The organism is Xanthomonas arboricola (genome assembly GCF_003353015.1).
Classification (GTDB): Bacteria; Pseudomonadota; Gammaproteobacteria; order Xanthomonadales; family Xanthomonadaceae; genus Xanthomonas; species Xanthomonas arboricola_E.
On record NZ_QREM01000009.1, the window covers coordinates 412,000 to 424,930 of the forward strand.

Genomic DNA, 12,931 nt, shown 5'->3' on the forward strand with positions numbered 1-12,931 from the left:
GAACCGGTGGGTTTCCCACCAGCATCGGCGGCCGATTGACGAGGCACGCCCTAGGTAAAGGGAATAGACCAGAAATGTTAGCGGGACACCCTGCCAACCAGCAAGGCATACCAGGACAAGTGTTCAGCCCAAGTGTTGCTTGACCCAGGAGGGTACGCCTTCCAGCGCAGTCGCAAGGGCGGGACCATCCTCGCCACCACCCTGGGCGAGATCCGGACGGCCGCCACCCTTGCCCCCGATCTGACTGGCGATGTGGCCGAGGAGTTCCCCTGCCTTCACCTTGCCAGTTGGGCTGCCATTCACGCCGGCCACGAGCGCAACCTTGCCACCGGCGGCACCTGCCAAGACGATGACCGAATCGCCCAACTGCTGCTTGAGGCGATCCATCGCATCGCGCAATGCCTTGGCATCGAAGCCCTCCAGACGCACCGCGACCACCTTGACTCCCGACACATCGACAGCGCTGGAGCCCAGGTCTGCAGTGGCACCGGAAGCCAGCTTGGCCTTGAGCGACTCCAGCTCCCGCTCGAGCCGCTTCTGGCGCTCGCTGAGCGCACGCACCTTGTCGACCACCTCGGTGACGTTGCCGCCAAGCAGGCTGGCCGCTTCGACCAGGCGCCGCTCTTCATCGGCGACATGGTCCAGCGCACCCTGCCCGGTCACTGCCTCGATACGACGCACGCCCGAGGACACACCGCCTTCGGAGGTGATCTTGAACAAGCCGATGTCGCCGGTCCGGGTGACGTGGGTGCCACCGCACAGCTCGGTGGAGTAACCACCCATCTTCAGTACGCGCACGTTCTCGCCGTACTTTTCACCGAACAAGGCCATCGCGCCGAAGTCCAGCGCTTCCTGCATCGCCATGTTGTGCACTTCGACGCTGTGGTTGGTGCGCACCTCGGCGTTGACCTTGCGTTCGATCACGGCGAGCTCTTCGGGCGTGATCGGCTGGAAGTGCGAGAAGTCGAAGCGCAAGCGGTCCGGCGCAACCAGCGAGCCCTTCTGCTGCACATGCGTGCCCAGCACCTCGCGCAGGGCCGCATGCAGCAGATGCGTGGCCGAGTGGTTGAGGATGGTCTTGCCGCGACGCTGCACGTCGATCCCGCCGGCCAGCACATCGCCCAATGCCAGCGTCCCCTCGGTGATGCGCCCCACATGGCCATGGAACTGGCCGGCAAATTTCTGGGTGTCGGCGATCTCGATGGACACATCGCTACCGCTCAGCTGGCCGCTGTCGCCGACCTGGCCACCGGACTCGGCATAGAACGGCGTGCGGTCGGTAAACACGATGACCTCGTCGCCAACCTGCGCGCGCTCGACCGGGCGGCCCTGCTTGAGCAAGGCAACGACCTTGAGCGCATCGGCGTCGTAGGCCTCGTAGCCCAGGAACACCGTCGGCGACATGGTGGCGACCAGATCGGCCGGCAATGCGACGCCACCGCCGAACTTGCCGGCGGCACGCGCGGTTTCGCGCTGACGCTCCATGGCGAACTCGAAGCCCTCCATGTCCACGCGCAAGCCGCGCTCGCGTGCGATGTCGGAGGTCAGATCGACCGGAAATCCATAGGTATCGAAGAGGCGGAAAGCATCGGCACCGGGAATCACTTCCTGCGAACGCGCGGCGACGTCGTCGAAGATCTTCATGCCGGCGTCCAGCGTCTCGGCAAAGCGCTCCTCCTCGGCCAGCAATGCGCGCGCGACGGTCTCCCGTGCGACCACCAGTTCGGGATAGGCCTCGCCCATCAGCTCGACCAGGGTCGGCACCATCTTGCTGAAGAACGGCTGGCGTACCCCCAGCATCCAGCCGTGCCGCAACGCACGCCGAATGATCCGGCGCAGCACGTAGCCACGGCCCTCATTGGACGGCAGCACACCATCGACGATCAGGAACGAACAGGCGCGGATGTGGTCGGCGATCACCCGCAGCGACTTGTTCTCCAGGTCGGTGACACCGGTCAGCGCACTGGCCTTGCCGATCAAGGCCTGGAACAGATCGATCTCGTAGTTGGTATGCACGTGCTGCAGGATCGCGGCCAGGCGCTCCAGGCCCATGCCGGTGTCCACGCACGGCGCCGGCAACGGCACCAGGGTGCCGTCGGGCTGGCGGTCGAACTGCATGAAGACCAGGTTCCAGATCTCGATGAAGCGATCGCCATCCTCGTCCGGCGAACCGGGCGGACCGCCGGCGATGTGGTCGCCATGGTCGAAGAATATCTCGGTGCATGGACCGCATGGGCCGGTATCGGCCATCTGCCAGAAATTGTCCGACGCGTACGGCGCACCCTTGTTGTCGCCGATGCGCACGATGCGACTTTCGGGAATGCCGATCATGTCGCGCCACAGGGCGAAGGCTTCTTCGTCGGTGTGGTAGACGGTGACCAGCAGCCGCTCGGCCGGCAGCTTCCAGACCTGGGTCAGCAGCTCCCAGGCCCAGCTGATGGCATCCTTCTTGAAGTAATCGCCGAACGACCAGTTGCCCAGCATCTCGAAGAAGGTGTGATGGCGCGCGGTGTAGCCCACCGAATCCAGGTCGTTGTGCTTGCCGCCGGCGCGCAGGCAGCGCTGCACGTCGGCCGCGCGCACATAGCTGCGTTTCTCCGCGCCGAGGAAGACGTCCTTGAACTGGACCATGCCGGAGTTGGTGAACAGCAAGGTCGGGTCGTTGCCCGGCACCAGTGGCGCGGATGGCACGATGGTGTGGCCTTTCCCCTCGAAAAACGCGAGGAAGTCACTGCGGATCTGGGAAGTGCTGAATTTGGCGGGTGCGTTCATGTGCTGGCATTGGGCGGGCGGCAGTCCCGGTCACCCAATGAGATGTGGGCGCAGATGAGCGGAACAACCTGAAACCACGAAGGGTAGCAGGCCTGACGCCCTCAGTCCTCAAGGTCGAGGCGCGTGGCGCTACGAATGCTGTTGCCATCAAAACCCCGCCGGGCCAACAGATCGGCAGCCTTGCGCCGCTGCGGCAGATCGGTGGGGCCCTGGTCGCCGAAACGACGGCGGATCAGGTCGCGCGCGTTTTCGGTCCAGTCGCCTTCAAAGGTCGCCATGGCGGCACTGATGGCGTCGCTGTCCAGACCATGGGTTCCGAGCTCGGCGCGGATATGCAGCGGGCCGTAGCCCGAGCCTGCGCGATTGCGCACGACCGAGGCCGCAAACCGGGTGTCGTCCTGCCATCCTTCATCCGCCAGGCGCTCTACGGCCGCCTGCGCGGCGTCGGGCTCGATCCCGCGCGCCAGCAGCTTGCGGTTCAATTCCTTGCGCGAATGCTCGCGCCGCACCAGCAATCCCAGTGCGCGTTGGACCGGCGTCTGTTCCTTGAACCGGCGTCCCCGCTTTGGCGCGGGCGGTTGCTCGTCCATCGTGGGTGTCCCGAATAGCGAAATCACACGCTGCATCAATGCGCCGTCCATGGCGCCTGCCCTCCTGGCCTTCAATAGATCTACCGCGGGAAGCGACGGCACTGACTCCGCCGTCCCCGCGATAGAAAACCTGCCGCAACCATCAGCTCGACTGCTCTGCCATCAGACGGGTACGGCCGGCAGGCCGAACCGGAGGATGGCCCACTCGGACATCCTGGTTCGCGCTTGCCGNCTTGCCGCCGATACCTGCCTGATCACGGCACAGCTCGCTCTGACGGGCTGCTGTCATTCTTTCTCCACGTCGTCGCCGGCTTCGCGCGGCGCTTCGGCCGGCTGGAACTTCTCACGCAGCTCGGCTTCCAGCCGCACTGCGACCTGCGGGTTGTCGCGAAGATAGCCGCGTGCGTTGTCCTTGCCCTGCCCGATGCGTTCTTCGCCGTAGCTGTACCAGGCGCCGGCTTTCTCGACCAGCTTGGCTTCCACGCCCATGTCGATCAGCTCACCTTCGCGGCTGATGCCTTCGCCGTAGAGGATTTCGGTCACGACCTGCTTGAACGGAGGCGCCAGCTTGTTCTTGACCACCTTGATCTTGGTCTGGTTGCCGATGATCTCGTCGCCCTTCTTGATCGCGCCGATACGACGGATATCCAGGCGGACCGAAGCGTAGAATTTCAGCGCGTTGCCGCCGGTGGTCACTTCCGGGCTCTGGCCCGGCATCATCACGCCGATCTTGTGGCGCAACTGGTTGATGAAGACCACCAGCGTGTTGGAACGCTTGATGTTGCCGGTCAGCTTGCGCAGCGCCTGGCTCATCAGGCGGGCCTGCAGACCCGGCAGCTGGTCACCCATTTCGCCTTCGATTTCGGCCTTGGGGGTCAGCGCGGCGACCGAGTCGACCACCACGATGTCCACCGAACCGGAACGCACCAGCATGTCGGCGATTTCCAGCGCCTGCTCGCCGGTGTCGGGCTGCGACAGCAGCAGGTCGTCGACGTTGACGCCCAGCTTGGCGGCATAGATCGGGTCCAGCGCGTGCTCGGCGTCGATGAAGGCCGCGGTGCCGCCCTTCTTCTGGCACTCGGCAATCGCCTGCAGGGTCAGGGTGGTCTTGCCCGACGATTCCGGACCGTAGATTTCGACCACACGGCCCTTGGGCAGGCCGCCGATCCCCAGTGCGATGTCCAGCATCAGCGAGCCGGTCGGAATGACTTCGACGGCCTCGATCACACGGTCGCCCATGCGCATCACCGAGCCCTTGCCGAATTGCTTCTCGATCTGGCTCAGTGCGGCGGAAAGGGCGCGCTTCTTGTTCTCATCCATCTGGGTGATCCTTGTCAGTGATTTCGGTGTAGGGCGAATGTAACGGCGGTGTATCGCACAGGCTGAGACTGGCTGCGACACACTCAGACTAGAGAGGTGGCCATGGCGATGGCAGCGGGAAATCCTGTGGTACCGGCTCGGGATAACGCCAGCAAGGCCATCGGCGCAGTGCTCAACGATTCGGCCTCAACAGCCCGCAGTACAGGCCCTCGATCGCGAAATCCTGATCCGGCAACACTTCGATCGGGGCGTAGTCCGGGTTGCGCGGCAGCAAGCGGATGCGGTCCTTGCCGATCTTCAACAACTTGACCGTGATTTCCTCATCGATCCGCGCCACCACGATCTGCCCCGAACGTGCGTCGCGGGTGCGGTGCACCCCGATCAGGTCGCCGTTGAAGATGCCTTCGTCGCGCATCGAGTCGCCCTGCACCTTGAGCAGGTAGTCCGGCGAGGGCGAGAAAAACACCCGGTCCAGCACCACGAAGTCGTCCGAGCCGATATCCGCGCCGATCGGCAGGCCTGCCGCCACGCGTCCCAGGACCGGCAGGCGCAGGACATCGTCGCGCATCGGCTCGTTTGCGGCAGGCGGGGTGCGCGACTGGGCGCCCTGCCCGGCCAGGCGGATGCCGCGGGCCTGCCCGGGGACGCGCCGGATCGCACCGGCCTGCTCCAATACCTCCAGATGGTACTGGGCGCCGCGCACACCCTTGAAGCCGAACGCGCGCGCGATCTCGGTCTGCGAGGGCGGTACGCCATCGGCATCGATGCGCTCGGCGATCAAGGCCAGGATTGCTTGCTGGGTATCGGTCAGGTCCATGGTTAGTAGTATTACTACTAACTGACGCCTGCGCAATAGCCGCGGCTAACGGCGGCTGCGCCAGATGGAGAACAGGATCCAGATGCCGCAGATGGCTGCACCGATGAAACCGCCGACGCCCAACGCCAGCAGCCAACGGCTGGCACTGCCACCGACACTGTTCATGACGATCGACGAGCCGATCACCAGCGCGGCCGTCACGATCCCCATGGTGAGCCGGTTGGCCGCGCGGTCGACCTGTTCGCCGAACTCGCGCAATGCCCGCGTTTCGATCTGCAGTTGCAGCTTGCCGCGCCGTGCGGCCTGCAGCAGCCGCTTGAGATCGCGTGGCAGATCGCCGATCAGGTCGATCGCGCCGGTCACGGTGCGGCGGCTGCGCCGCAGCATCGCGCTGGGCGCATACCGCTGCAGCACCACGCGTTCCAGATACGGACGCGCCTCGGTGGCCATGTCGAAGTCCGGATCGAGCTGGCGGCCCATGCCCTCGAGCGTGAGAAAGGCCTTGATCATCAGCGCCAGGTCCGGCGGCAGGGTCAGCCCGTGATCGCGCAGGATCGAGGTGACATCGCCCAGCATCGCACCGATACGCAGCTCTTTCAGCGGCACGCCGCGGTACTCGTCGACGAAGGCGCCGATATCCTGCTGCAGGCGCGACTCATCGATCTCCAGGCTGGTGCCGGCCCATTCCAGCAGCACATCGATGACCGCTTCGGCGTCGTAGCTGACCATGCCATGCAGCAGTTGCGCGACCTGGAAGCGACGCTGCTCGGAAACGCGTCCGACCATGCCGAAATCGATCACGGCGATGCGCCCGTCGCGCAGATAGAAGATGTTGCCCGGATGCGGATCGGCGTGGAAGCAGCCATCCTGCAACACCATCTTCAACACGATCCCGGCGCCGGTGCGTGCGAGCGCCTTGCGGTCCAGGCCGGCCGCATCCACGGCGACCAGATCCCGCCCCGGGATGCCGTCGATGAATTCCTGCACATTGAGCGATTCGCAGGTCCACTGCCAGTAGACGGACGGCACCACCACGGTGGGGTCGCTGGCGAAGTTGGCGGCGATGCGCTCGGCATTGCGGCACTCGGCGGCAAAATCCAGTTCGCGCCGCAAGGAAACGGTGAACTGCTGCACCACGTCGGCAGGGCGGTAACGCTTGAGGTCGGGCGCCCGCGTTTCCACGATTTCCGCCAGGCGGGCCAGCAGGCGCAGATCCGCATCGATGACATCGCCGATGCCGGGGCGGCGGATCTTCAGCACCACCGGTGTGCCATCGGCCAGCCAGGCGCGATGCGTCTGCGCCAGCGATGCCGCCGCCAACGGCTGTTCGTCCAGGCGTGCGAACACGCTTTCCGGCTCCGCGCCCAGGGCCGCGACCAGTTGCGGGCGGATCTGCTCGAACGGCAGCGCGGGCACTGCGTTCTGCAGCTCGCTCAACTCCTCGATCCACTCCGGCGGCAACAGGTCCACACGCGTGGCCAGCACCTGCCCCAGCTTGACGAAGGTCGGCCCGAGTTCCTCGAGCGCGCGCCGCACCCGCATCGCCGCGGACAGGCGCAGGCGCCCCTCGGCGTTATGCCAGTGCAGCAGCTTGCCGGCACGTTCGAGCACGTCGGCCAGGCCGATACGGCGCACCACATCGCCGAATCCGTAACGGATCAGCACCGCGGCAATTTCCTGCAGCCGCCCGAGATCCCGAACGGTGCCAAGCGCTTCCCACATCAGCACACCGCCTGCGATTGCGCTACGGCAACAGGCCGCAGCGCACCAAGGTGCATCGTCGGCCGCGTCTCGTGGTTCGAAGCGCACATTGACCATGCAGCATCGCGCGTGCCTGCATGATCGCTCGCACACAGAACGAGGCAATCACCGGCCGCCTCACACATCGGCTGCCGGACGGCTGCGCACCGGTCATCCAGCAATGCCAGGACACCGCCAGCAAACGAATGCGGCGCGGACAAAGACAGCACATGAGCAGAAAGCGGAAGCATCGGCACGCAGATTAACAACGAGACCTCGTTTGTAGCCGATCTGCCCGTGCCTGTCGCGTCATCGACATCCGCAGGCTTAGCCGAGGTTGCACTTTCGCGGGCATCCTGGGCCCTGGCACGGCTATACCCACGCCCTCAAAAACGTGGAGCGGCTGACAACACCACGACGCACCCGCCAGGCGGGCGCCCACTCGGTTTGTTGGCCGCTCTCAGTACCGCAAACGCAAGGTCAGCCCATACGTGCGGGGTGCGCCCAGAAACGCATTCCACGAACCCGCCTGTAGCGGCGCGTCGATGACGATCTGGCGATAGGTTTCGTTGCCGAGGTTTTCCGCCCACGCTTCCAGCATCCAGCGCTTGTCCTCGGCACCAATGCCCAGCCGCGCATTGAGCACCGTATAGCCCGGTTGCACCTTCTGCGGATCCAGATCGGAGCCGGCGTTGTACTCGGAAACATATTTCGCGCCGACATTGAAACGGCCGGTCATGTGATCGCCAAGCGCGTGCTCGTAAGTGACCGAGACATTAGCCGACCAACGTGGCGCAAAGCTCAAGCGACTGCCCGGCAGCAATGCCAGATCGGCGTCCGGCAGCGGATCGTCGCCATACGCGGTATCCGTATAGCTGAGCCCGCCTTGCACCATCAGGCCAGGCACGGCGCCCTGCCACAGCAGTTCGGTATCGATGCCGCGTGACACCACGGTGGGGATGGCGCGCACCACGAAGCTGGTCCCGAGGAAATTGTTGAGTTGGAAGTCGCTGAAATCCTGATAGAACAGCGCTAGGTTGAGCAGCAGATTGCCACCAAGCCAGGTGGTCTTGGCACCGAGCTCGTAACTATCGACGAATTCGCCGGGGAACGCGGTGTCGTCCACCGGCAGGATGCCTTGCGCGCCGCTGGACAAACCATCGGAGGACTGCACGCGATCCAGGTTGAAACCGCCAGCCTTGTAGCCGCGCGCGGCCGATACATAGGTCATCACCGCATCGCTCCAGCGATACGCCAGCTTCGCCGTTCCGGACCATTCGCGCTCGGTGCGTCGTTGCTCGGTGCGACGGCCAGCATGAGCGAGGTTGGCCCAGGGCAGACAGGTGAAGCCGACCACTTGCGGCGCGATCGTCGGCACTGCCGACGCAGGCACGCCGCGCGCGCCCAGCGCGGCGCCGATACGCCGCAACGCAGCTGGATCGAGCTGACCATTGGCCGCGAAATAGCTGGCGCATGCAGGGCTTCCATCGGGATTCTCAAACCTCGACTGCAACGCCTTGTGCTCGTAGGTGTAACGCAACCCCACCACCACATCCAGCGCATCGGTGGCATGCCAGGTGTTGCTGGTGAACAACGCGGCACTGGTGCCATCCTGTCGAAAGCGATCCTGGCTGCCCTGTCCACGAAACAGCGTGCCAGCCGGCAAGCCGGTGGCGTCTGCGAGGAACCGCGTTGCATCCGCACGTGCGACCAGCGCCGGATTGACCCGTGCAAGCAACACGCTGGACAGATACGGCTCGTAGGCATTGCCGAAGCGATAGGACTCGTTGCGATGCAGGGTTTCGTCGGCGTAAAACGCACCGACGATCCAGTCGAGACGCTCGCTCGATCCGGCCAGGCGCAGCTCCTGGCTGAAGGTCTTGAACCTGGTCAGCATCTCGTCCTCGCGCGGCGCGCGGTACAGGACGTCAGCCGCACTGTAGTCGAAGTCCAGGCCGTTGATGGATTTCCAGTCGCGCAATGCGGTGATCGAGGTCAGCACCGCCTCGCTCAGCCACGGCGTGCTCCAATCCACCTGCGCCGACACGCCCTTGTCCTGGATATCCTGCGCGGTGCTGCGATTGCTGTAGGCGCGCCGGCCTTGCGGGTCGGCGCGCGCAATCGTGCCCTGCCCGCCTGGCGCCAGGGCGTCGATCAGCGCTGCGGTCGGCCCGCGTTCGGTGGTGACGGTGACGCAGCAATTTTCCTCACGGCGGGTGTAGTCGGCAGCCAGATTGATGTCCAGATCGTCGCCGGGTTCCCATAACCACTGCACGCGCGCAGTGCGCAGATTCTGATCGCCATCGTCGGTGGCGGTGCGCGGGCCGGCACCGGTGACCACCTGTTCGAAGCCATCGCGACGCCGTCTGGCCGCATAGACGCGCAACGCGCTGGTCTGGCCCAGCGCATCGTTGAAGGCGCCGGCAATCCCGAGCGCACCATAGTTGCCCGTGGTGATCTCGGCATCGGCACTGCGGGTAAAACTGGGCCGGCGCGTCACCACATTGATGACGCCGGCCGAAGTGTTCTTGCCGAACACGGTACCTTGCGGTCCCTTCAATACTTCGATGCGCTCGAGTTCTCCGAGGTCGGCAAAACCCACGCCATTGCGTGCGCGCGCCACGCCATCGATGACCACGCCGACCGAGGATTCGAGCCCGGCGTTGTCGCCCACTGTGCCGATGCCGCGAATACGTGCAGTGGTCTGCGCAGCGCTTTGACTGCTGGTCACGATCAAGCCAGGCACCAGCACCTGCAGTTCCTTGATGTCGTGCACGCCGCTGTCCTGCAGTAGTTGCTCGGGCAATACCGAGACCACCACCGGCACGTTCTGCAGCGATTCCTCGCGTTTTTGCGCAGTTACCTTGAGCGACGCCAGCGTGGCCGGCTCGTTGCGCTGTTCCTGCGTGGCCGTCTGCGCATGCAGCGGCGATGCCTGCGCGGCCGCGAAAAGCGCCAACGCAAGCGCGGTGCGACGTTGCTGTTCCAAGCGCATGCCTGTCCCCCGACAAAGAGCGAGCGATACACTGCGGCGAGCGCCGCAGGTCGCGTGACGCCACACCTTACCGAATCAACGAGGCTGGACAACGCCGTTGGAAGAACCTGCGGAGCGCGCAGCGAACCCACTGCACCCAAGCTGCATTGCAGCCATGCACCGCATGCGCAATCGCTCAATGTCGAAGAGAATCGCCGGGCTCAGAGTCACACTCCGCGCAGCAGATGGGTGCGCGCACCTGCTTCGGCATAACGTTTAAAGCAGTGCGCTCAAGCCCCGCAATGCGGCAGCCACGGTCTGGCGACGCACTGCATCGCGATCGCCAGCGAAATGGAACAACTGCGCAGCGGCATAGCCGCCGCGCCGCTTCCAGCCGATCCATACCGTGCCGACCGGCTTGTCCTCGCTGCCGCCCCCCGGCCCGGCGATGCCGGTCACCGCCACTGCGATGCTCGCGCCGGAATTGACCAGCGCGCCCGAGACCATTTCGATGACCGTTTCGCGGCTGACCGCGCCATGCACTTCCAGCGTCTGCGGCCGCACACTCAGCAAGGCCTGCTTGGCTTCGTAGCTGTAGGCGGCCATGCCGCAATCGAACCAGTGCGAGGACCCCGCCACATCGGTGACCGCCTTGGCGATCCAGCCGCCGGTACAGCTCTCGGCAGTGACCAGGCGCTCGCGCGCGGCAAGCAGCTGTTGCCCGAGGTGTTCGGCCAGCTGCTGCAGTTCGGAATCGGCGGACATGGACATGGGCACGGGGAATGAAGGGGCAGCCGACGTTTTAGCCCAATTTGCCGCCCCTGTCTGCGCTGGCGCCCATTGCGCACCGGCGACGACGTGGCCGAGGTTCAGTGGCAGTGTGCAGCGCATCGCCGCAGGCATCGGCTGCGATGGCGAGCGGATCGCCTAGCTGTTGGCTGCGATGGCCTGCATTGTCCTGCCCTGGCGACTGCGGCAGAGAGAGCGTGGCTCGTCATCCAGCAAAGCGCCAGCACGCAGCGGCGCGGTCGCCGCAGCGCCGGCCCCCATCGCCTGCGCTGCCAGCCTCGCGCGGCACGGCCGGCTACGCCGACCCTGCAGCGCCGATCACGACTCCCAGTCTTCGCGACGATCCGGCAGCATCGCGCGCAGGGGCGCACCGTCGTCGCCGGCAGCCAGGCGCTCGGCCTCGACCATCGGCAGGTCCACATCCAGCAACCAGCCGTCCTCGTCGGATTGTTCGCCGCGCACCACTTCCAGTTGATGCAACTTGGAGCGCAGGCGGCCGGCCGACGGTGGCAACCGCAGTTGCCCGGTCACATGGCGCAGGTCCAGCCGCTGCCCCAGCGCATGCTGCAGTTCCGGCAGCCCGCGTCCATCGCGTGCGGAGACCCACACGCGCTCGCGCCGCGCCTGGTCGGGAATGCCGTCCTGCGCATCGTGACGCACCTGCGCGCCGTCGATCTTGTCGATCTTGTTGAACACCAGCAGCTGCGGCAGATCGCCCGCACCGACCGCATGCAACACCTCATCGACCTGCTGGATGCGTTCCTCGCGCAGCGGGTCGGCCGCATCGACGATATGCAACAACAGATCGGCGTCGCGCGCCTCGGACAAGGTCGAACGGAATGCGGCGACCAGTTGGTGCGGCAGGTCGCGTACGAAGCCGACCGTGTCGGCCAGGATCGCACTGCCACCGGGCAGCGCGATGCGGCGCACGGTGGGATCGAGCGTGGCGAACAACTGGTCGGCCACGTAGGCCTCCGCACCGGTCAAGGCGTTGAACAGCGTGGATTTGCCGGCATTGGTGTAACCGACCAATGCAATCCGCGGCAGTTCGCTGCGCATGCGCGCACGCCGCATCTGGGTGCGCTGCACCTCGACCTTCTCCAGCCGCTGCTGCAACTGCTCCACCCGCTTCTGCAGCAGGCGGCGGTCGGTTTCCAGCTGGGTTTCGCCAGGGCCGCGCAGTCCGATCGACCCGCCGCGCTGACGTTCCAGGTGGGTCCAGCCGCGCACCAGCCGGGTGGCCATATGCCGCAACTGCGCCAGCTCCACCTGCAGCTTGCCTTCGTGGCTGCGTGCCCGTTGCGCGAAGATGTCCAGGATCAGGCCGGTGCGGTCGATCACGCGCCGCTCCAGGTAGCGCTCCAGATTGCGCTCCTGGCCGGGCGACAAGGTGTGGTTGACCAACACCAGATCCGCGCCGGTGGCCTCGGCGGCGGCCTTGATTTCTTCCAGCTTGCCGCTGCCGATCAAGGTCGACGGGTTCGGTTTGTCGATGCGCGCGGTGAGCGTGGCCGCCACCGTGGCGCCCGCCGACGTGGCAAGGTCGGCGAACTCCTCCAGCACATCCTCTTCGGCAGGCCCACCGGAGTGGGTCTGGATCAACAACGCGTGTTCACCCTTGCGTGAGCGATCAAACACGCACTACTCCATTACTGCTCGACGTCGTCATCTTCCGCCTGGTTGCCTTCATTGGATTGCACATACCCACCACCCGGTCCCACGCGCACATTGCGCGCCGGCACGACCGTGGAGATGGCGTGCTTGTAGACCATCTGACTCACGGTATTGCGCAGCAGGACCACGAACTGGTCGAACGACTCGATCGTGCCCTGCAGCTTGATGCCGTTGACCAGATACACAGAGACCGGCACCCGCTCGCGCCGCAGCGCGTTGAGGAATGGATCCTGTAAAGATTGCCCCTTCGCCATC

The 12,931-nt window shown here is 65.3% G+C and carries 9 protein-coding genes; all 9 read right to left on the bottom strand.

What is annotated here, in order from left to right; all coding sequences use genetic code 11:
* Window positions 1-123: 123 nt before the first annotated feature.
* Window positions 124-2,772, bottom strand: a complete 2,649-nt coding sequence (gene alaS, locus C0541_RS12395; RefSeq protein ID WP_115048744.1) for an alanine--tRNA ligase — start codon at window positions 2,770-2,772, stop codon at window positions 124-126.
* Between the two features lie 101 nt (window positions 2,773-2,873).
* Window positions 2,874-3,362 carry a recombination regulator RecX gene (recX, locus tag C0541_RS12400; protein WP_115048746.1) on the bottom strand — a complete coding sequence of 163 codons (489 nt, stop codon included), beginning with the start codon at window positions 3,360-3,362 and terminating at the stop codon, window positions 2,874-2,876.
* 285 nt (window positions 3,363-3,647) lie between these two features.
* Window positions 3,648-4,682: a recombinase RecA gene (gene recA, locus C0541_RS12410; RefSeq protein WP_016904265.1), complete on the bottom strand. Its 1,035-nt coding sequence runs from the start codon at window positions 4,680-4,682 to the stop codon at window positions 3,648-3,650.
* Window positions 4,683-4,854: 172 nt separating this feature from the next.
* Complete coding sequence (lexA, locus tag C0541_RS12415; protein WP_115048750.1) at window positions 4,855-5,499, bottom strand: transcriptional repressor LexA; 645 nt, start codon at window positions 5,497-5,499, stop codon at window positions 4,855-4,857.
* A gap of 45 nt (window positions 5,500-5,544) precedes the next feature.
* Window positions 5,545-7,221, bottom strand: a complete 1,677-nt coding sequence (gene ubiB / locus C0541_RS12420) for a 2-polyprenylphenol 6-hydroxylase (protein ID WP_115048752.1) — start codon at window positions 7,219-7,221, stop codon at window positions 5,545-5,547.
* A 478-nt stretch (window positions 7,222-7,699) separates the two neighbouring features.
* The gene (locus C0541_RS12425; RefSeq protein WP_429001348.1) at window positions 7,700-10,228 is read right to left on the bottom strand and encodes a TonB-dependent receptor; all 2,529 of its coding nucleotides are present in this window, start codon (window positions 10,226-10,228) and stop codon (window positions 7,700-7,702) included.
* Between the two features lie 261 nt (window positions 10,229-10,489).
* Window positions 10,490-10,984: a CinA family protein gene (locus C0541_RS12430; RefSeq protein WP_161960036.1), complete on the bottom strand. Its 495-nt coding sequence runs from the start codon at window positions 10,982-10,984 to the stop codon at window positions 10,490-10,492.
* A 336-nt stretch (window positions 10,985-11,320) separates the two neighbouring features.
* Complete coding sequence (hflX, locus tag C0541_RS12435; RefSeq protein WP_115048758.1) at window positions 11,321-12,640, bottom strand: ribosome rescue GTPase HflX; 1,320 nt, start codon at window positions 12,638-12,640, stop codon at window positions 11,321-11,323.
* Between the two features lie 11 nt (window positions 12,641-12,651).
* Complete coding sequence (gene hfq, locus C0541_RS12440) at window positions 12,652-12,930, bottom strand: RNA chaperone Hfq (protein WP_005915027.1); 279 nt, start codon at window positions 12,928-12,930, stop codon at window positions 12,652-12,654.
* Window position 12,931 lies beyond the last annotated feature (1 nt).